This is a genomic window from Acinetobacter pittii ANC 4050 (assembly GCF_000399685.1).
Lineage (GTDB): Bacteria > Pseudomonadota > Gammaproteobacteria > Pseudomonadales > Moraxellaceae > Acinetobacter > Acinetobacter pittii_E.
This window is the reverse complement of the sequence record NZ_KB976987.1, coordinates 64491-85998: the sequence shown is the minus strand read 5'-3', so window position 1 is coordinate 85998 and position 21508 is coordinate 64491. Positions and strand designations below refer to the sequence as shown.

The following is a 21508-nucleotide window of genomic DNA, read 5'->3' as shown; positions in this document are numbered from 1 at the left end:
TGATAAAAAGAGGCTTCTTTTTAGGTAATTCAATTAACCTTGAAAATAACGTAAATCCAAACGCCCATCATATACATGAGTTGTCGGACCCGTCATCCAGACCACATCACCTTCTTGCCATTCAATTTGTAACTTACCACCAGCCAGTTCAACTTCAACTGAGTTAGCAAGTAAACCACGGCGCATACCACTGACCGCAGCAGCACAAGCGCCTGTACCACATGCAAGTGTTTCACCTACACCACGTTCAAATACACGTAAACGCACATGTTTTTCATCAATAATTTGCATGAAACCAGCATTCACACGTTCAGGAAACCGTTTATGTGACTCAACTTGTGGACCAATACCAGCAACATCTGCAGTTAATACATCTGGAACAATAGTGACAGCATGAGGATTACCCATATTGACCACATCAATACTGATGTTTTGGTCGTTGGCTAACTCAAGTGTATATAAAGCTTCTGGTTGTTCAGCAATGAATGGAATTTCATTCGGCAAAAATTTCGGATAGCCCATATTCACACGAACCCAACCATTTTGCCCCAGTTCAGGTTTTACAATCCCAGCTTTGGTTTGAACAGTAATACTCGTTTTTGTTGTTAAATGACGCTCATGTACAAAGCGAGCAAAACAACGTACACCGTTACCACATTGTTCAACTTCAGAGCCATCAGCATTAAAAATACGATATTTAAAATCCGCTTCCGGTAAATCTGGTGGTTCAACAATTAAAAGCTGATCAAAACCAATACCGAAATGACGGTCAGCTAAGCGTTGAATTGTTTCTGTATCCAAATAGGCACGCTGGCTGATTAGATCAACCACCATAAAGTCATTGCCTAGCCCATGCATTTTAGTAAATTCTAACAACATTTCATTTACTCCTCAGGCAACAATCTTTCTTTTTCCCAAAGCGACTCAACCGTTTCACGCTCACGAATTAAATGAGCTTTGTCGCCAGACACCATTACTTCTGCAGCACGTCCACGTGTGTTGTAATTTGAACTCATGACAAAACCATAAGCGCCAGCGCCAAGAACAGCTAATAAGTCATTTTCTTTTAAAGCCAATGAACGATCTTTACCAATGAAGTCACCTGTTTCACAGATTGCACCCACCAAATCCCAAGTTTTTTCTTCAGTATCTGAATTTGGCACCACAGGTTGGATATCCATCCAAGCTTCATATAATGCAGGACGAATTAAATCATTCATTGCTGCATCAATAATGGCAAAGTTACGGTGGCTTGTTGGCTTGAGCAAATCCACTTTAGTTAAAAGCGCACCTGCATTTGCACTAATGCTTCGGCCTGGCTCCATATAAACCTTGAGACCTAGCTTTTCTAAAGCAGGTTTCATTGAGTTAGCGTATTCTTCAACACTTGGTGGTGTTTCATCTTTATAACAAACACCTAAACCGCCACCGATATCAATATGTTTAAGATTGATACCAAGCTTTTTCAATTCTTCGATCATCAACATGACACGATCTAAAGCATCAACGAATGGTTTAGTCTCGGTCAATTGCGAACCGATGTGGCAGTCAATACCAATGATTTCAAGGTTTGGTAAAGATGCAGCATATTGATAGGTTTCATAAACGGTATCACTTGGAATACCAAATTTATTTTCTTTAAGACCTGTTGAAATATAAGGATGAGTTTTTGCATCTACGTCTGGATTTACACGTAAAGAAATCGGCGCTTTTTTGCCTAGACGAGCTGCGACTTTTTGCAGACGGTCCAGCTCTGCATAAGACTCTACATTAAAGCAAGCAATACCTACATTTAACGATGTTTCGATATCGGCTTCGGTTTTACCTAAACCAGAAAAAACAACTTTAGATGCATCTCCACCCGCTTTTAAAACACGTGCTAGTTCCCCACCCGATACGATATCAAAGCCAGCACCAAGTTTTGCCAATACATTCAAAACAGCTAAATTTGAGTTAGATTTCACCGCAAAACAGATTTGATGATCAATAAAATCAAAAGCACGGTCCATATCTAAGTAATGTTTTTCAAAAGCTGCTTTTGAATAAACATACAAAGGTGTGCCAAATTGCTGCGCAAGCTGCTCCATAGAACATTGCTCTGCATGCAATACTCCATTAATGCGAGTGAAACTCATGAATGTGTCCTTATTTCAAAGCTTAAGGTGATGTTGTTTGGGTTGGGGCTGATGCTTCAACTGACTGTTCAGCTTGTTCATCCTGTTGCACAACTTGTTTCTGTTCTTTATTACGATAGAGCAAGTATTTCGCACGTTTGTCATAATTCGGATCAGAAGGTAGCTGTAATGCTCCTGACTGACCACAAGCGCTTAGCAAAATACTGCTGCTCAATAAACTGATGAGGCAAATGACACGACGCATCTGAGCACCTGATTTAAACAATTCGATGCAGTATACCGTGATCATGCAGGCGGCTAAAGAGTAAACTTAAAGAGAAAAACAATATGCATAAAAAACGCCAGCTTTTCAGCCAGCGTTTGATCATAACCAAATAAATTTAATTACTTTTTATGACGCGGTTTATAGAAGAAGAAATAACCAATGATCAAGATAAGAAACCAAATTGGGCTGACTTTAAGCGCTTTGAACGTATCCGGTTCTAAAGACAACACGTAAATCATGCCAATAAAGAAAATAATCGTGATCCAACATGTAAATAGACCACCCGGTAATTTAAATGTTGATTTTGCATGTAGCTCAGGACGCGTCGTGTAGTAACGGATATAACTCCAGATAATGAGTAACCACACGCAAATGAACAAAATCGTTGAAAGTGTTGTTGCGAGCGTAAATGCTTCAACAGTATTTGGTACAAAATACTGTAATGCTGCGCCTAACAATAAACACGCAGCAGAGAAATACAATGCATTTGCAGGTACTGCACGTCTGTTCAATTTACCAAAAGCTTTTGGTCCCTGATCTTCACGAGATAAACCAAATAACATACGGCTTGTTGAAAACACGCCACTGTTCATTGATGACATCACTGATGACAACACCACCAAGTTCATCAAAATTGCTGCTGCTGCCACCCCTGCTTGACTGAACAAGTTTACAAACGGGCTGATTGCAGGATCAATTTTATTCCATGGTGTTACTGACATTACAATTAACAATGCCAATACGTAGAAAATAATGATACGAATTGGAATTGAGTTAATTGCTTTTGGTAAGTTACGTGCTGGATCTTTCGTTTCGGCAGCTGTTGTTCCCACAAGTTCTACACCAACGAAGGCAAAGATTGCGATTTGGAAGCCTGCCAAGAAGCCATGTACGCCTGTTGGGAAGAAACCACCATTTGCCCATAGATGAGTAAATGAAGCAACTTCACCTGTAGTCGAAGTAAAGCCTGTAAAGATCATCCATAGACCCACAGCGATTAAAATAATAATCGCAAGAATCTTAATGAGCGCAAACCAGAACTCTAATTCACCAAATAGACGTACAGTTAATAGGTTTAAACCCATAATAAATACAATGGCAGCAACACTGATCATCGCCCCCTCAACAGGTGTGAAAGGCAGACCATTATTGAAGAACTGTAAGTAATAGATAATTGCAGACAGATCGGCGATACCAATCGTGATCCAACACAGCCAATAGGTCCATCCCACAAAGTAACCGGCCCATGGACCAATTAAATCTGTAGAGAAGTCAATAAATGATTTATATTCAAGATTTGAAAGAAGTAATTCGCCAAGCGCACGCATGACAAAAAACACCATCACACCAATAATTAGATAAATGAATAAGATCGATGGGCCAGCAAGACTAATTGTTTTGCCTGATCCCATAAACAATCCTGTACCAATTGCACCGCCAATCGCGATCAGCTGTAAATGCCGATTTGAGAGGCTACGATGGAGCTCACCATGTTCATGAGACTCACTCAGATTTTGATTCGACATCTTATTAATACACTCCAGTAATTTTTTTTAGTCCGTTAGCTAAAATCAAAAAGACGATATCGCACCATTTGCAGGTATCTTTTAAATGTATATTTTTTGACAATTTTTCAGCTAACCGATTTTTATCTGTATTGCTGATGATTTCAAGCTACATACAATTAAATCTGATAATACGCACAAGCCCATAGCAATACAACGCACTTTACGGTCTAAAAACATGACTTGAACTGGTCTGATTTTTAAATTAAAAAGACAACTCAATTTGATTGTTTCTCTAATTTTCAATTTCATTTCAGTCCTTCATCTGTTTATAAAAAACACTCTGCTCGATCTTAATCTTTTAGATTAGTTAACACATGACAAGGACCTGATTTTTACGTTGTTTTAAATTAAGCAAAATGTATTCCACTTCAAAACTGATTCTCTATTTTGGTTTTGTTATACTCCGTTTCTACTATTAATTAAGAAGTTTTCAACTGAATCGAATATGAGCAAAGTCAAAACTGTTTACCGTTGCGAGCAATGTGGGGCCGATCATCTTAAATGGGCTGGTCAATGCTCAGAGTGTGGTGAATGGAATTCTCTGACTGAAGTCAAACTTGAGCCGACCACTGCTCACCGTGCACGTCCAAAAATTGGAGGCTATGCCGGTCAAGTCGCGAATATTACAACATTAAATAAAGTTTCAGTTTCGCATGAAACCCGCTTACCTACAGGTATTAGCGAATTTGACCGTGTACTTGGTGGCGGTTTGGTGACAGGTTCTGTTGTGCTGATTGGTGGTGACCCTGGTATTGGTAAATCGACCATTCTTTTACAAACAGCAACTCATATGGCAAGCGCAAAAAGCTCTGCGCTTTATATTACCGGTGAAGAATCTTTGTCTCAGGTTGCGCTTCGTGCTCAACGCCTTGACTTACCTACTGACCAATTAAAAGTCATGGCGGAAACCTGTGTAGAACGAATTTGCGAAGTTTTAGAACAAGAAAAACCTGTAGTGGCTATTCTAGATTCGATTCAAACACTTTATACAGAAACCCTCCAATCTGCTCCGGGTGGTGTTTCACAAATTCGTGAATCTGCCGCTTTATTAACCCGCTATGCAAAAAATAGTGGCACGGCACTCTTCATTGTTGGTCATGTGACTAAAGAAGGTGCACTAGCAGGCCCACGTGTTTTAGAACATATGGTGGACTGCGTACTTTACTTTGAAGGCCAATCAGACTCTCGTTATCGCATGATTCGTGCAGTTAAAAACCGTTTTGGTGCAGTGAACGAACTTGGCGTATTTGGCATGACTGATAAAGGCCTACGTGAAGTTGCCAACCCTTCTGCCATTTTCTTAAGTCGATATGATGAAGCGATTCCCGGTTCAATTGTTATGATTAGCCGTGAAGGAACTCGCCCGCTTTTAGTTGAAGTACAAGCGTTAGTTGATGATGCTCAAGGACAACCACGACGTGTTGCTTTGGGTCTTGAGCAAAACCGTTTAAATATGCTGCTTGCTGTAATGCATCGTCATGGTGGTGTTCAAACCACGGGACAAGACGTTTATGTCAACATTGTAGGTGGCTTAAAAATTACCGAAACAGGTTCTGACTTGGCTGTCTTACTCGCATGTGCTTCAAGTTTGCGCACTAAAGCGTTACCTCAACAGCTTGCAGTTTTTGGTGAAGTTGGTCTTTCTGGTGAAATTCGCCCAGTTCCTAACGGACAAGAACGTCTAAAAGAAGCTGCAAAACATGGCTTTAAATATGTCATTTTACCAAGAGGAAACGCCCCTCAAAAAGCAATTCCGGGCGTTCAAGTCATTGCCGTTGCCCGCTTGCATGAAGCGTTGACCGAAGCGATGCAACTCAGTGATGAATTGACATAAAAAAACATACTTTTAAGGTTGAAATTTAGAGTAAATACCTGCATAAATACTATTACAAATTAACTTTAAACAGGAATTTCCTATGGAAGTACACCAGCGTGGCTTGATTACCGGTATTTTAATGGCTGCTTTAGCAATTTCTCCTCTTGCTGAAGCTAAACGTGCAGGTGGTGGTAAAAGCCACGGTATGGCACGTTCTACTACTTCAAGCCAGTCTTATCAACAACCTCGTCAAGTGACTCCTGCTCAACAACCTGCTACGGCACCTCAAAGATCAGGTCCAGGCGTAGGTTCAATGGTTGCGGCTGGTGTGGCTGGTGCTGCCGTAGGTGCTGTTGCAGCAAATGCTTTAGCTGATGACAAATCAACATCAACTGAACAGCAAGCAACACAACCTGGAAATGAACAAGCTGCTCAAGCCCAAGAAGAGAAAAAAGGCGGAATCCCTGGCTGGATTTGGGTCTTACTTGCCGCAGCTCTCGCTTTCTTTGTATTCCGTAAATTGGGATCAAAAAAAAAATTAGCGGGTAACAACCCTTACGCACCAAATAATGACGGTCAAAACCCATTTGGCCGTTCTGCTGCACCACAAGCTGCTCCACGTAATGCTGGAGATAATACAAATATCTTTGGTCAATCTGTGGGTGGCGGTGCAGCAACCCAAGCGCCTTTTGGTGGTGCAACAACGAGCAATGGCAATCAACTTCCAGATGGTACTGAGCCTGCTGCGTTCTTGCGTATTGCACGTCAACGTTTTAATCACATCCAGTCGATGAATACTGCAAGTAACATTGAAGAGATTCGCCGTTACTTAACACCAGAACTTTATAGTTCTATGTATAACGACATTATGGAAAACCAAGATCAAGACGTTGCTGAATTTAGTAACTTGAATGCGATGGTTGTAGACAGTGCGACTGAAAATGGTCAATACGTAGTAAGCGTACGCTTCACTGGTACAGTAAGTGAAGATTTAAACAGCTTGCCACAACCGTTTACTGAAATCTGGCACTTTGTTAAGCCAGTTGGTTCTCAGCAAGACTGGGTCGTTGCTGGTATTCAACAAGCTTAATTTGAATCCGTCTTAAATAAAAAAGCCACAATTTGTGGCTTTTTTATTTGTCAGTTTTAAGCAATTTCTGCTGGAAAGGTAACTACTTTTTCAATTTTGACCTGATCTGTGGCAACCATGAGTAAACGGTCTACACCTAAAGCGATACCAGAACATTCAGGCATATGAGGTAACGCTGATAATAAATGCTCATCTAATGGCATGACATGAAGGCCTTGTTTAGCACGCTCTGCATTGTCTGCTTCAAAGCGTGAACGTAACACGTCTGCATCAAGTAATTCATCGTATGCATTGGCAAGCTCTAAACCTTCAATATAAACCTCAAACCGTGCTGCAACCTCTTCCCCATCTTCATCTACTTTTACTTTTGCTAAAGACGCCATTTCTGGCGGAAAGTCAGTTAAAAAGACAGGCGCATCAAAACCTAAACTTGGCTCAACAAAATGAGAAAACAACAAATCCATATAAGCTAAACGGTCATCGCCTAAATCAAGATTTAACCCCACACGATTTGCCGTATCTTTGAGTTGCTTCAGCGTTGCTTGTAAAGGGTTGATGTCTAGGCGATCTTGAAAGGCATGCTTATAACTTAGAATAAACGGACGAACTTCACCAAAACGATGCTGTAAACAGGTTTGCAATAAATCAGCGGTTTCATGCATTAAAGCTTTTAAGTCTAGACCCGGACGATACCATTCAAGCATGGTAAATTCACTGTTGTGTTTGCGTCCATGTTCATCGTCTCGGAAAACCTTACAGATTTGATAAATCGGCCCGCTGCCACTTGCCAGCAAACGCTTCATGGCAAACTCTGGTGAGGTTTGTAAATATTGAGTTCGCAATTTGCCATTAATATGACGTAAAACCTGAACAGAAGCTAAATGTACATCGGTGACACCTGCTTGTGAAACAATGGGAGTTTCGACCTCCATCACATCACGTTCAGCAAAAAACTGACGAATTTGAGTGTAAAGCTTAGCACGAGCCTTTAAAGCATCAATTGAACAAGTTGGTTGATAACTTAAACTCATGCCTGTGGCCCCCCATGTGCTGCCCATTCACGGCGCAGCGGATAATTCTTACGTAATAAATCAAATGCTTTTTGCTCAACTTTGCCATCTTTAATGCAGGCACGAATGTTGGCATCATCTTGAGCAACATCATAAATTTGAGCTAATTTTTGCTTTAACACTGCTTTTAAATCATTTCCTGAAAAATAGTCGTCGCATGCAGGCAACTGAGTTTCGAAACGTTTATTTATATCGAATCCAAACTTTTGGCAGAACGCTTCATAAATCATTTGCGTACCACGGGCCTTACCTTCCAAGCTATAACCTGCAATATGCGGTGTTGCTAAAGCCAACATATCTATAAGTTCTTCAGAGATGACGGGTTCATGTTCAAATACATCAAGCACGACTTTACGCTGAGTATGTTGAAGGTCTTCGATTAAAGCGGCTTCTTTAACGACTGGGCCACGTGCACTATTAATTAAAATCGTGTTCGGTTGAAGCGCTGCAAAAGCTTTTTCATCAAACAGATGATATGTGGCATGTTCATCATTTTTGGTTAAAGGTACATGAATTGAAATTGCATTGGCTTGTTGCAATAAAGTTTGAAAGTTTACATTTTCAATTGAATCTAAATGCACATATGGGTCAAAACCAATCACATTCCAACCAAGTAACTGGGCCATATAGGCCAAACGCTTACCGACATTTCCAAGACCCACAATGCCTAGCGTAAATTTTTCTTGTTGTTCTAAAAGGCTCTCATCTAAATGAAGTAAAGCAGTAATGACATATTCAGCCACAGCCTGTGCATTACACCCTGCGGCATTAGCCCATGTAATTCTTTGTTTTTCTAAAGCCGCAATGTCTAAATGATCAGTGCCGATTGTCGCGCTGCCCACATATTTTAATGCTGTATTTTCAATTAAACTTTCATTCACTGCGGTGACTGAGCGAACTAATAATGCTTCAGCATCTTTGACATCTGCATGAGTTAAAGTGCGCCCTGCTTTGTGTTGAATATCGCCAAACTCAGAAAAAAAGTAATCGGTAAATGCCAAATTTTCATCTGCGACGATTTTCATTGTCTGCAACCCATAGCTTATAAAAACGTTATTATCCTTTGAGTTGTAGCAAAGCACAATGTTAATGCCTTTAAATTCACGATTCTAAACTTTGATGGTTTATAAATTACAACCCACCACCAAAATAAAAATAAGCCATCATTGCCAAAGTTATCCAAATTAAAATAATGAGTACAGCAACCAAATAATTTTGAGGTCGACGCTCTTGCTGTTCTAGCCATTCTTCAGCTTGTTGTTCTGCTTCTAAAATGACTTGTTTAGGCGTAAATTGAACCGCTAACCAAATCAGTATGGGCAAAATTAAAGCGTCATCAATAAATCCTAAAATGGGAATAAAATCTGGAATTAAATCGATCGGACTAAAAGCATAAGCCACAGCCACCACAGCAATAATTTTGGGTAACCACGGCATTTGAGGATGCTTTGATGCAAACCAAAGCATAATAATTTGTTTTTTTAGACGTTTTGCCCAATCTTTTAAAGACTGCAACCAAGCCATTGGGACACACTCTGAACTACATACATCTGATCATAAAGTATAAAGCTCGTGCTTAACTTAAAATTGGGCAAAATAGAAATGTATATTGCCATTATTTTTGAGCATTCTTTTGATTTGAACTTATTTCATCAATATTTTAAAGCACTATGCTCATGTATATAAAACAAAATCATCTCCGCGACAAAAGCTTGCCAATGTTAAACCAGATATTTTTGCGAGCTTAATGGCCATACTGGTTGGAGCAGAAATTGAAGCCAATAAACCAATATTAAGCTGGGCACATTTTCGTATCAGCTCATAGCTTGCACGACTGGTCATCACCACAAAACCTGCACTGGTGTCATAGTTTTCTTGAGCTAAATAACCCAGCAATTTATCTAAGGCATTGTGACGGCCAACATCTTCAAATAAAGCTATAATTTTGCCTTCAACCACCCAAGCTGCGGCATGTGCTCCACCTGTTAAGGCAGTAATTTTTTGTTGATCTTTTAATTGAGAAATCGCAACTGGAATTTGCTCAAGCCACTTTTTGGAAGGTTCGATCGTAATTTTAGAAATGTCGAGCTGAAGCTGCTCTAAACTTTCAATACCACACAAACCACAACCTGTACGACCCACCAACATACGTCGCCTTTCTTTTAAGGCAGTAAAAGCTCTGGATGAAATAGTCATTTCAACCGTAATGCCCAATTCACTTTGATACACCTCAATGGCATATAGTTCTTTTAAGCTCGTTAAAATACCTTCGGAGAGGCTAAAACCTTTGGCAAATAAATCGACATTTGTCGGTGTTGCCATCATCACCGCATGAGAAATACCGTTATATACCAAAGCAATCGGATGCTCTTGAACAATATGATCTAAAACACTTTTAGACTCGGCTTTCTTAAACCGCTTTACTTGTAATGTTTCAACCCCATAAGAATCTGGTGTCAAAATAATTTCCTTTATCTTGAAGTGGCGCTTTGAATAGCACCACTTGTTGAGATGATATTGTTAATATCGCCTTTGATTTAAAGGCTGCTTACTTTTCTATCTGCATCTTCAGGGTCAACTGCTGTTGCCAAGTTGAAGTGCTCTGGTGCATTACCGGGATGCAAAATCACCGGAACACTTTTGGAAGCCGGAATCTTGGCATATTTGTCATGACTGCTTAAGGCCACTAAAGGATTAGTTTCAGGATAGTAAGCCGCTAAGCTGCCACGTGGAATGTTGTATGGCACAATACGGAAACTGTGCACAATACGCTTCACGCCATCTGAGAAAACACTTTCAATATCAACCCACTGATTTGCTTCAAAACCAGCTTCATCAATATCGGCTTGATTCATAAATAACACACGGCGCTGACCGAACACCCCACGGTAACGGTCATCGAGACCATAAAGCGTCGTGTTGTATTGGTCATGAGAGCGAGTGGTCATTAAGGTATAAACTTTACTCTCGGTATATGCAGCAGCATATTGATGTTCTTTATCGGCATAGACTTCACTCAGCGGTGTAATTATAAACTGCGCTTTGCCACTTTTTGTATTCCAGATGTGCTGATTGGCCGGATGCTCTAGGTGGAATCCACCCGGTTTATAGACACGTAAATTAAAGTCATGGAACTCATCAAATACATCGGCAATTGAGTCACGAATACGGTCATAACTTTCAATGTACCATTTCCATTTGATCTTACTGTCTGGCAGCACCGCTTCAGCCATTCTTGCCACAATGTCTGGTTCAGACAAAATATTTTCAGAAATTGGCGTATTACGCCCTGCCGACAAATGAATATTACTCATCGAATCTTCGACAGAAATGGCCTGCGGACCATGAAGCTGCTCATCAATTTCGGTACGCCCCAAACATGGCAAAATAAGCGCATCTTTACCACACACCAAATGACTACGGTTTAACTTGGTGGCAACATGAACAGTTAAATCACACTTTCTAAGTGCTTCTTGCGTATAGGTGGTATCGGGCGTTGCAACAGCAAAGTTTCCACCTAAACCAATAAAGACTTTGACCTCACCTTCAGCCATGGCTTTAATGGTTTCGACCACACCAAAACCATTTTTTCTTGGTGATTTAATTCCAAACACGCGATCAATGTTGTCGAGTAATTTAGGACTAGGTAGCTCATTAATACCCATGGTGCGGTCGCCCTGCACATTACTATGCCCACGAACTGGACAAAGCCCTGCACCCGGTCTACCAATTTGACCACGCGCCAATAATAAATTGGCTAACATATGCACATTGGCTGTTCCGTGGCGGTGTTGAGTAATACCCATTCCCCAACAGAAAATTGAACGCTCGGACTCTAAAAACAGTTGGGCGAGTTTTTCTAAATGCTCTGGTGATAGCCCCGAGTGTTTATAAATATCTTCCCACTCAGTTCTCTCGATCTCAGCAATCATCTCATCAAAACCGACTGTATTAACCGCAATAAAGTTTCGGTCAAAAACACTGGGTTTACCTGAAGCGACTGCTTTTTTATCCCACTCATTTAAGTGCTTTAAAATTCCTAACATTAGCGCATAGTCACCACCAATTTTAGGTTGGAAATAATAGCGACTAATTGGTGTACTACCATTGGTCATCATTTCAAGCGGTGCTTGCGGGTCTTGAAAGCGCTCTAGACCTCGCTCTTTAATCGGGTTAATCGCAACAATATTACCGCCACGTTTAGACACTTCTCGTAAAGTACCTAACATACGCGGATGATTGGTTCCGGGGTTATGTCCAAAACTAAAAATAGCATCAGCCAAATCAAAGTCTTCTAGGGTGACGGTGCCCTTTCCTAAACCAATCGAGTCAAGTAAGCCAACACTTGTGGTTTCATGGCACATGTTCGAACAGTCTGGAAAGTTATTTGTACCAAAGCTTCGCACAAACAATTGATATAAAAATGCCGCTTCGTTACTGGCACGACCAGAGGTATAAAACGCAGCTTGGTCTGGGTGGTCTAGCGCATGGAGGTGTTTCGCAATAATCTGAAATGCTTCATCCCATGAAATAGAAATATATTTATCGGTTGCAGCATCGTAGCGGACTGGATCGGTCAAGCGGCCTAAGTCTTCTAGAAAAAAATCACTTTGTTCTGATAACCAACTAACAGTGTGACCTGCAAAATATTCAGGAGTAACGGTTTTACTGGTCGCTTCAAAAGCAACTGCCTTTGCGCCATTTTCACAGAAGTTAAATGCATGAGCATCTTTCTTTTCTGGCCAAGCACAACCGGGACAGTCAAAACCTGTAGGCTGGTTAATGTTGAGTAAGGTAATTGAACCTTTTTTTAAAATATCTTGTCGCTTTAAGTTTCGAGCAACACTAAGAAGCGCTCCCCAACCGCCAGCAGGATGAGTATATGGCTCAATTCGCGCAAAGCCATTATTTTCCTGTATGTGCTTTTGTTCTTCTGAATTATCCACTTTTTCATCCTCTTATTTCTTCTTACACACTCAACAGATTCAATAAAATCACAATTTAATTATGGTTATATCTAGGCAATCTGCTGTTTAGCTGGTCAGGAGAGTACGCTTTTTATCTTATTCACAATATTTTAAAAGCTGGCTCAACCCTGCTTATAATATGTGCCATATTCTTTACAATTACAATAATTCAGTCTATTAGTGTTATTTTTAAAAAATTATATATAACAAATAATTAAAAATTTATTGGATGTGTTTTTTACAGATAAAAACATTATTATTGGTTTTCATTTTTAACAGATTAGACCGATTTTTCAAATTGACTCTGATTTGGTTTTATCTATGCTTTTTTCGTATTAAGCAGTATAAATCAATTAAAAACCCATCAGAATTAGAGTGCTTATGAAAGTCATTATTGCCCCTGACTCTTTTAAAGACAGCTTATCTGCTTTAAACGTAGCTCAAGCAATTGCCAAAGGATGGCAAGCAGTTTTCCCCCATGCCGAAACGATTTTATGTCCTATGGCAGATGGCGGTGAAGGAACCATTGAAGCTGTTTTAGAAGTCTGCGGTGGTCAATGGCGTGAAAAAACCGTGGTCGGACCATTAGGTCAGCCTGTTCAAGCTAAATGGGGATGGTTAGAAAATCAAAGTATTGCCATGATTGAAATGGCTCAAGCGAGCGGCATACAGTTAGTGCCGCCTTCACAACGTGATGCCTGCCACAGTACAACGTTTGGAACGGGCCAGCTCATTTTGGATGCTTTAGATGCAGGTGCAAAAGACATCATTTTAACTGTGGGCGGTAGCGCCACCAATGATGGTGGCACAGGATTGCTCAGTGCTTTAGGCGCAGTTTTGCTCGATGCTAACCAAAACGTTTTACCTGCTGGTGGCCTTGCCCTTAGTCATCTTTCAAAAGTTGATTTAACACATTTCGACTCACGTATTCAGCACACACGGTTTTTACTGGCTGCCGATGTAACTAATCCACTTTGCGGTGCAAACGGTGCATCACATATTTTTGGACCACAAAAAGGTGCTTCTCCTGCTCAAGTCCAGTTACTCGATGAAGCGCTTTCCCATTTTGCCGATGTCTCTGCACACCTTTTGGGTTACGACAAACGAGATGAAGCGGGTTCTGGTGCTGCTGGTGGTCTAGGTTTCGCAGCCAAAAGTTATTTAAATGCGGATTTTAAAGCTGGAGTTGAAGTTGTCGCCGAACTTAACCAACTGGCCCATAAAATTTCAAATGCAGATTGGGTCATTACAGGTGAAGGTAAATTTGACCAACAAACCTTAAGTGGCAAAACAGTGTTTGGAGTGAGTCAAATTGCCAAAGCGCACAATGTTCCTGTTATTGTCATTGCAGGAACATTAGGTGAAGGCTACCAAGCGCTTTATGAGCACGGCGTTACGGCTGTTTTTTCACTGGCCAATGGTCCAATTACATTAGAACACGCCTGCGAACATGCAGCCGAACTGATTTATGAGCGAACAGTAGATATTGCGAGGCTAGTTCAATTTAGCCAAACAAGTTTGAGAGATAAAAAAGTTTAATCGGCTAACTTTAACAGGCTCTCTCTACAACTTTCTAATATTTCATCGCTAAGCGTAGACTGATCGGGGCATGCACGAGATAAAGCAATTGCTCCTACAGACTGGGCAAGAATATTAATGGCTTGCTTTCTTAACTCTGCCGTTTCTAAAGAAGCTTGTTTTGCTCGTTCATTCATAATGAACTGAATAAGCTGCTCGACGCCCTGTTCATATTCGACTTTCACTTCATCTGGCTGTCTTGCGGCATCACAAGATAGTGCTGTTAAAGTGCAACCCTGATCTCGATTGTCTCGATGAGTACGAGATACGTACATTTCAATAAATTGAGTTAAGTTTAGACCTTCTATTCTTTTTAAAACCTGCTCAAGACCATATTTGGCGGTAATGGAAACAAGGTCTGTTTTCGAGCTGAAATGTTTATAAAACCCACCGTGGGTAAAGCCTGCGCTAGACATTAACTCGGCAATACCGACGCCGTCATAGCCTTTGCTGCGAAACAGTTGAGTCGCCTTTTCAACAATTTTATCTCGGTTTTCTTTTACCTGAGTTTTACTGACTTTCATGATGGCGCACCCACTTTTATTTACCCTGCTCATTATAATTATACATTGATTATGATTGACATCAAAACCTGTATATTTTAGATTACAACCATCATCTAAAAATTAAAGCGTGGAGATATCACATGTCAGCTCAATCAAAAGTACTTATTACAGGGGCTTCGTCAGGAATTGGTTCTGTTTATGCAGATCGATTTGCTCAACGTGGCTATCACTTAATCTTGGTTGCACGAGACACAAACCGCTTAGATAAGATCTCAAAAGATCTTCAAGAAAAATACGGTGTACAGGTCGAGTTCATTCAAGCCGATTTATCAAAAGATCAAGACATTAGTAAAATTGAAGATGTACTCAAAAACGAGGCTGATATTGAAATTTTAGTCAACAATGCAGGGATTGCCCTTAGCGGAAACTTTTTAACTCAAGATCGTCATGAGATTGAAAAACTTCTGACTTTAAATATGACTGCAGTTGTTCGGTTATCTCATGCAATTTCCCAGCAACTTATACGTAAAGGTAAAGGCGCTATTATCAATTTAGGTTCTGTGCTTGGATTAGCGCCTGAATTTGGTTCTACCATTTACGGTGCAAGTAAATCTTTCATCCAATATTTTAGCCAAGGTTTACATTTAGAATTAAAAGATCATGGCGTGCATGTGCAAGCCGTATTGCCTTCTGCCACTAAAACCGAAATTTGGGAACGTTCAGGCATAGATTTAAGCCAAATACCGCCATTAATGGAGGTAAATGATTTGGTAGATGCAGCTCTGATTGGTTTTGACCGTAAAGAAATAATTACAATTCCTGTGCTGAAAGACGAAAATCAATGGAATAATTTTGAAAAATTACGTATTACATTACTACCAAACTTTTCTTCGGCTGATGTAGCTCAACGTTATAAAATTAACTAGTATCGCTACCCCCTATTAAGTAGGAAAATCTTATGAATGTTATTGATGCCATCCGTAACCGTCGCGCAGTTAAACGCTTTGACCCTGCTTTTCAAATCTCTGACGATGACAAGAAGCAATTATTACAAGAAGTTTTAGCAAATGCCCCAAGCGCTTTCAACTTACAACACTGGCGTCCAGTCATCATTGAAGATGCTGAGTTAAGACAAAACATCCGTACCATTGCTTGGGACCAACCACAAGTTACAGAGTCATCATTACTGATTGTACTATGCGCAAAAGTAAGTACATGGGAAGCTGATGCTAAACGTGTATGGGATGGAGCGACTCCGGAAGTACAAAATATTATGGTTGGCGCGATTGACCAATATTACCGTGACCGTCCACAAACCCAACGTGATGAAGTTATGCGTAGTGCGGGTATCTTTGCTCAAACATTAATGCTGCTTGCTCAAGAGCATGGTTTAGATAGCTGCCCTATGGATGGTTTTGACTTTGATGCGATGGCGAAACTGATTAACTTACCTGAAGATCACGTGGTGTGTTTAATGATTGCAGTTGGTAAGTCGGCTTCTCAGCCTTACCCACGTGTGGGCAAACTTCCTTACGATGATGTAATTACTAAAAACACATTCTAAGTTATTAAAGTTTTAGGCTTTCAACTATTTTTAACTTTTAATATAAATAGTTGAAAGCTTTGCTATTAACCAATTTAAAACCGTTTATAAATATGCTTCTAAACTATTTTTTAGAAAGTTTCTCTGCACCGAACTGAATAGGTAAAGTAATAATATCCAAGCCTAGTGCTAGTGGAGACAGTAGATTTTTCTTTAAAGTATTATTTTTATTTTCTTGCATAGTTAAGCGCTGTTCTTGAAGTACAATTGGGATAGAACCCGCTAACGATAACTGACTCGTCTGTTTTGTACCCTCATAAACAGTACCTTTTATCGCAATATTTCTACTTAAATATATTCCTTTCTCTTGATTCTTCACCTGCAAAGATTCTTCCAGAAAACCCAATTTAAGCAACTCCTGCTTCTTTGTATTACTCAGCTGATTAACTGGTACGGGATGATAAAAATAGATGTGCCCATAAAAGACATTGTCATTATAAACGTCTAATTCAAGCGGTAATTTATTAAGTAGAACACGATCTTGGTTAGGTAACTTTTGCATAATTTTTAATAAGTCAGTTCCACCTTCGGTAAGTAGATAATTAAATTTCTCACCGATAAGTAGAGCACCAGACGATTGTTGGTTTTTAGATTTTGTCTCGCCTACTCCAATAATATTGTCTTCTTGTAATACCTTACTAGTAAATTTCTGCTCGTAGCTTGGATATTTAGACTCCAATGATAACGATGCACAAGCGGTAAGATGAATTGTAGTAATGAGAAAAATTAGTTTTAAGCAATTTGAAATAGACACGCTCTTATCACTTGAGTACAAAGAAAAGGCCAAAAAGTCTACCCTATCTAAGAATGTAAGTAAAAGCCGCTGAAAATTAGCCATTATGAGGACATTGCGTAATAGCTAATATTCTTAACTCGCCTAAGCAAACTCAATTTAACGAGCTTTCGATTTAATACATTTTTCTTTAAGCTCATCTAAAGCTGATGGCACCATTGGGGCAGTCATCATGCTTCTATAATTCATGCATTCACTGGTCTCTTGCGGTGAGTTTTTACCAGTCATTGCGCAACCAGTAAAAAGACCACAAATGAGTAGAAAAGGTAGATATTTCATACTTGTATTACACTTCACAATATTTCGTTTGTACTATAACTATTGGAGCGCATAAGATCATTAGTCATTGTTTAAATTCTGTCATTTCAAATCAAGTATTAAAGCTTTCTATACATAACCACAACTTAATTAAAATATAGTAAATACAATGCACTATGTTAAAAGCATAAAAATAAAAAAAGCTCATTTCCTATTTAGAAATGAACTTTGTGAAATTCACAAAACCTGAAATTCTAAGCATTTGGATGCCTAGCAATATCAACCTACATTAATCTTGATTGAAATACAATTTATAAGACTGTAGAGTTTTCTATCATTGGTTGTAAGTCAAAAACTATTTTTAACATTCACCTATCAGGTAATAATCTCTTTTGGCAATAATGACTTTCATTACTGAAGCATAACAATCACGCTCAAATAATTGTTTATCGAGTGGGTTATAAACAAAATTACCGTGCTCATCACTAAAATAGTATTTAGTCGCTTTCCCTCTCTCGTTAAACCGATACTCGATTAATTTAATTTTTTGACCAGTATTGGGGTCATACGCAATAAATTTCATTTTCATTACAAGTTCTCGATATAAGTGTATAGAGTTATTTTTTAATTTCTAATAAAGCACTTAATAGAGAATTAGTGATTTCTAGCTTTAGAGTTAATACATGCTTCTTGTAATGCATAAAGTGCTGCGGGTTCTAACAAATCTACCATCATGCTTCTAAAACGTAGACATTCATTTGTCTCATGATTTTGTTGTGATTTCAATGTGGTACAACTCGTTGAAAAAACGCAAAATATAAAAATTAAAGGAAGAAATTTCATAAATACCCCGAATTAAAATAAAAACATAAAAAGCCCGTCAATAGTGATTATTGGACGGGCTTGATTTAATGCAATAAGTGCAGCTCTTTCACAAAATTTAACTTATTTTGCGCTATTGAAACCTACTAAGAACTGGCTACAGCTAGAAGCAGCAGATGCTTTATTTAACGCTTCTTGTGAAAAGGTAAATTTAGCCGCTACAGCAGGATAATTTTTCTTTAAAGCAGTTCCTGTTAACTCACCGTATTCTTTAACTTGTTCTGGAGCTAAAAGCTTACTTTCTACAGCTTGGTTGACCATTACACAAGCGGTAGAGATCGCATCATATTTTGCAGCAGTTTTTGCATAACCAAATGCACCTACTAAACCACCCACTAGTAAACCAATGATTGCAGACAAAATAATGTGCTTTTTATTCATAAATAAGTTCCCAAAAAAATCAAAAAATCAATACATAAATTTAAGTTTTTTAATATATAACTTTTAAGAATGATTAAAAATTTTAGTTTTGTTCCCCTTTTTTATGAATCTTTGTCACTTTAAGTAATTACCTATTGTCCTTATTGAGCAGTTGCCGTTATAAGCGGCCAATCAATAATTACGGTCAGTTTTAGAATAAAAAAGCCCATCTTTCGATGAGCTTTAAAAAAACCAATCTAGAAATATATTCTCTACATCGACATAGTCTGCTTTAAAAAATAATCTAACAACCGCTCTCGATCATCGACTTTATTTTCACTTAAAAGCTGAACCATAGCCCCATCAATCACAAACAAAAACATGTGAGCATCTTCAAGTGTAGCCGTAAGTTTTACCGTTAAAAGCAATTTATAAATTTCATTAATAAACCAATTTCGATAGTCAATTACGACTTTATAGGCTGCAGGATAAAGCTTTTCAATTTCAAAAATTGCCTTAAATGGCAAATGATAAAGACCTTCTAAATTGGCATGCAGAAAGTAAATTTTTTTGAGTTTATCAAACACCATAAGTTCACGATATGAATAGATAATTGAAAGCACTTCTTGTTTAAGGCCATCTTTTTGAAAGGTTAAACTCATTTCAATGAGTCGTGCTTTTGAGTGAAAGTAATTATAAAAAGTCGCTTTCGGCACTTTTGCTGATTCGATAATTCGATCTACCCCGACCTTATGGAAGCCATATTTATTAAAAAGATATCGGGAAGTATGAAGCACGCTTAAAGCACGAAATGGGAGATCTACATATGGCATAGTTTTACCGTTATAAAATAAATTTTTGTTGTATATAAAAGAGATATAAAAACCTTTGCTTTTTTGGGGAGAAAAAAGGCATAGCAAAGCCTATAAAGACTGTGCTTGGCACATCTCAAGTTTTATTGTTGCTAAGTTTTAGTCGTGACGATTTAAAGCCTGAAAACCCTTAGGTGTTCAAACCGCTTTAAAAGTTTAAGTTGTGTCAATATAGACTTTGGCAAAGGCTGCCAAGAAATAATGGATGTGCAAAGCCAACTCCTTTTTATTTTGGGAGTTCTGCCAGACATTTATAGAATTATGGTGGCAGAACGAGAAAGGGTTCGCAGACTAGTAATAACTCAAACTAGCACACCCGAAGGTGTCCCTCTCCCGTCCTACCGCTACGGGAAAGGGACGAGTAGCTACCACACAAGACTATTCCTCAGAAGGAATGACTCTGATGCGGGAGTTATTATGCGGTCTGCGACGACCGACTGGCAATGTAGGCCAGCAGGCAAAGAATAGTGCCCAACCCTTTTGCAGTCAAGCACACAAAATGACATTTGTTTTAAATTAGATCATTAAAAAGTAAAGATAAATAATGAAAGAGTTATTGTTAAATTGGGGTTTATAAAGGTGTAAAAAACAGCTTAGTGAAGAATATTTTTAGGAGAAATATCTTCAGCGATAAATTTTCGGCATACTATCTTTAAAAAAATAAATATAAAGTGGCAACATCTTAGTAATAAATAAAAATTATTTTTTATTCCTATAAGACAATAAAATTTTATCATCAACAACATTCAGACAATTTAGTGCGGAAAATACTGCTGCTTCCACTCTATTTTTCACATTTAACTTTCTAAAGATATTATTAACATGCGTATTTACTGTTCTAACACCTATATTCATTATTTCAGATATTTCTTTATCCGTTAAGCCTATCACCATCCAACTTAATACAATTAATTCTTTGCGAGACAAATGAAACTTATTATTAAATGGCAATAAATATATTATTTTTGACTCATTAGGCAAAAAAACAGTTCTAACTTCGTAAATATTATTTAAAACTATTGATAAAAATTTAACATCTACTGGCTTTTTAATTAAATCAAAATTACTACAAATAAAACTATTAGCTATTTCATAACTTCCTTGAATTAACTCAAAATTAGAGTTTTTAAGAAAAATTATATTTCCATTTTCAATTTTACTTGAATTTACTTGTGAACTTATCCATGCCTCAAATATATCTTTAAAGCCATTTATCAAAACTCTAATATTCCTATTGAAAGTATTTTTATTTTTTGATGAAAAATGAACAATACCAACATAATCATTAGAGCTATCAAGCTCTAGTGTAAGTCCATCCTCAAACCCCGACTTATATAAATTATTAATATATATTTCAGTTTCTATAAAAGAAGGACTCATTAATTCAGCAGTCTCACAAATTGACACAGGAAGTGAATCATTAGAGACTAGCTTTGTAAAACCTGGAGGATATAATAATGTAAACTCATTAGCTAAAGAGTCTGAACATTCTTGATTATAACCAAAATTAAAAATTTCATAATGTTTATTATTATTTGGACAATACCATAATATTTGCATTGCATCAAAATAAAAGAAATTATGCATTGTCTTAATCAGTGAGTGAATATTCATAACATTCTAGACTCAACAATTTAAACTATTCCTAATAATTTATTAGATAATAATTTATTTATTCCTTTAAAAATTAATTAATGCGTCCTTAATATAGCTTCATGCTATAACGCAAAAATGTCCCTAACAAC

21 protein-coding genes are annotated in these 21508 nt (G+C 38.3%); 5 read left to right on the top strand and 16 right to left on the bottom strand.

Annotated features, from left to right (window positions below; translation table 11 throughout):
• Positions 1-33: 33 nt before the first annotated feature.
• The 4 genes from dapF to F931_RS04345 form a co-directional block, all read right to left on the bottom strand.
• Entirely contained in the window at positions 34-879 is an 846-nt protein-coding gene (gene dapF / locus F931_RS04360; protein ID WP_016140226.1) for a diaminopimelate epimerase, read from the bottom strand.
• A gap of 5 nt (positions 880-884) precedes the next feature.
• Positions 885-2135: a diaminopimelate decarboxylase gene (lysA, locus tag F931_RS04355; RefSeq protein ID WP_016140225.1), complete on the bottom strand. Its 1251-nt coding sequence runs from the start codon at positions 2133-2135 to the stop codon at positions 885-887.
• 22 nt (positions 2136-2157) lie between these two features.
• Complete coding sequence (gene lptM, locus F931_RS04350) at positions 2158-2379, bottom strand: LPS translocon maturation chaperone LptM (RefSeq protein ID WP_016140224.1); 222 nt, start codon at positions 2377-2379, stop codon at positions 2158-2160.
• A 140-nt stretch (positions 2380-2519) separates the two neighbouring features.
• The gene (locus tag F931_RS04345; protein ID WP_016140223.1) at positions 2520-3926 is read right to left on the bottom strand and encodes an amino acid permease; all 1407 of its coding nucleotides are present in this window, start codon (positions 3924-3926) and stop codon (positions 2520-2522) included.
• 487 nt (positions 3927-4413) lie between these two features.
• Here F931_RS04345 and radA point away from each other — a divergent pair, with 487 nt between their 5' ends.
• Positions 4414-5802, top strand: a complete 1389-nt coding sequence (radA, locus tag F931_RS04340; RefSeq protein ID WP_005073053.1) for a DNA repair protein RadA — start codon at positions 4414-4416, stop codon at positions 5800-5802.
• A gap of 82 nt (positions 5803-5884) precedes the next feature.
• Positions 5885-6874: a Tim44 domain-containing protein gene (locus tag F931_RS04335; protein WP_016140221.1), complete on the top strand. Its 990-nt coding sequence runs from the start codon at positions 5885-5887 to the stop codon at positions 6872-6874.
• A 56-nt stretch (positions 6875-6930) separates the two neighbouring features.
• Here F931_RS04335 and epmA read toward each other — a convergent pair whose 3' ends face one another.
• The 5 genes from epmA to ydeP all read right to left on the bottom strand — a co-directional run bounded on the left by epmA (position 6931) and on the right by ydeP (position 12890).
• Positions 6931-7905, bottom strand: a complete 975-nt coding sequence (gene epmA, locus F931_RS04330) for an EF-P lysine aminoacylase EpmA (RefSeq protein ID WP_016140220.1) — start codon at positions 7903-7905, stop codon at positions 6931-6933.
• Positions 7902-8969, bottom strand: coding sequence for a 4-phosphoerythronate dehydrogenase (gene pdxB, locus F931_RS04325; RefSeq protein WP_016140219.1), 1068 nt, complete (start codon positions 8967-8969; stop codon positions 7902-7904). The genes epmA and pdxB overlap by 4 nt, the downstream gene beginning before the upstream one ends.
• 106 nt (positions 8970-9075) lie before the next feature.
• Positions 9076-9468, bottom strand: a complete 393-nt coding sequence (locus F931_RS04320; protein WP_016140218.1) for a YkvA family protein — start codon at positions 9466-9468, stop codon at positions 9076-9078.
• A 150-nt stretch (positions 9469-9618) separates the two neighbouring features.
• Positions 9619-10404, bottom strand: a complete 786-nt coding sequence (fdhD, locus tag F931_RS04315; RefSeq protein ID WP_016140217.1) for a formate dehydrogenase accessory sulfurtransferase FdhD — start codon at positions 10402-10404, stop codon at positions 9619-9621.
• Positions 10405-10481: 77 nt separating this feature from the next.
• Positions 10482-12890 carry an FdhF/YdeP family oxidoreductase gene (ydeP, locus tag F931_RS04310; protein ID WP_016140216.1) on the bottom strand — a complete coding sequence of 803 codons (2409 nt, stop codon included), beginning with the start codon at positions 12888-12890 and terminating at the stop codon, positions 10482-10484.
• Positions 12891-13292: 402 nt separating this feature from the next.
• Between ydeP and glxK the strand changes: the two genes are divergently transcribed.
• Positions 13293-14450, top strand: a complete 1158-nt coding sequence (glxK, locus tag F931_RS04305) for a glycerate kinase (RefSeq protein ID WP_016140215.1) — start codon at positions 13293-13295, stop codon at positions 14448-14450.
• Here the strand turns inward: glxK and F931_RS04300 are convergent.
• Positions 14447-15013, bottom strand: coding sequence for a TetR/AcrR family transcriptional regulator (locus tag F931_RS04300; protein WP_016140214.1), 567 nt, complete (start codon positions 15011-15013; stop codon positions 14447-14449). The genes glxK and F931_RS04300 overlap by 4 nt on opposite strands.
• Positions 15014-15135: 122 nt before the next feature.
• Here F931_RS04300 and F931_RS04295 point away from each other — a divergent pair, with 122 nt between their 5' ends.
• Together F931_RS04295 and drgA are read left to right on the top strand one after the other, a co-directional pair.
• Positions 15136-15921: an SDR family NAD(P)-dependent oxidoreductase gene (locus F931_RS04295; protein ID WP_016140213.1), complete on the top strand. Its 786-nt coding sequence runs from the start codon at positions 15136-15138 to the stop codon at positions 15919-15921.
• A gap of 32 nt (positions 15922-15953) precedes the next feature.
• The gene (drgA, locus tag F931_RS04290) at positions 15954-16559 is read left to right on the top strand and encodes a nitroreductase family protein (protein WP_016140212.1); all 606 of its coding nucleotides are present in this window, start codon (positions 15954-15956) and stop codon (positions 16557-16559) included.
• Positions 16560-16662: 103 nt separating this feature from the next.
• Here drgA and F931_RS04285 read toward each other — a convergent pair whose 3' ends face one another.
• The 6 genes from F931_RS04285 to F931_RS04265 form a co-directional block, all read right to left on the bottom strand.
• Positions 16663-17436 (bottom strand): YidX family protein, encoded by a 774-nt coding sequence (locus tag F931_RS04285; RefSeq protein WP_016140211.1) that lies wholly within the window; start codon positions 17434-17436, stop codon positions 16663-16665.
• Positions 17437-17490: 54 nt separating this feature from the next.
• Positions 17491-17670: a hypothetical protein gene (locus F931_RS0103625; protein WP_025470249.1), complete on the bottom strand. Its 180-nt coding sequence runs from the start codon at positions 17668-17670 to the stop codon at positions 17491-17493.
• A 340-nt stretch (positions 17671-18010) separates the two neighbouring features.
• Positions 18011-18238, bottom strand: coding sequence for a hypothetical protein (locus F931_RS04280; protein WP_016140210.1), 228 nt, complete (start codon positions 18236-18238; stop codon positions 18011-18013).
• 356 nt (positions 18239-18594) lie between these two features.
• On the bottom strand, positions 18595-18912 hold the full coding sequence (locus tag F931_RS04275) for a hypothetical protein (RefSeq protein ID WP_016140209.1): 318 nt from the start codon (positions 18910-18912) through the stop codon (positions 18595-18597).
• A gap of 251 nt (positions 18913-19163) precedes the next feature.
• Positions 19164-19724 (bottom strand): TetR/AcrR family transcriptional regulator, encoded by a 561-nt coding sequence (locus F931_RS04270; protein ID WP_016140208.1) that lies wholly within the window; start codon positions 19722-19724, stop codon positions 19164-19166.
• Between the two features lie 738 nt (positions 19725-20462).
• Positions 20463-21377 carry a helix-turn-helix domain-containing protein gene (locus F931_RS04265; protein WP_016140207.1) on the bottom strand — a complete coding sequence of 305 codons (915 nt, stop codon included), beginning with the start codon at positions 21375-21377 and terminating at the stop codon, positions 20463-20465.
• Between the last annotated feature and the right edge of the window lie 131 nt (positions 21378-21508).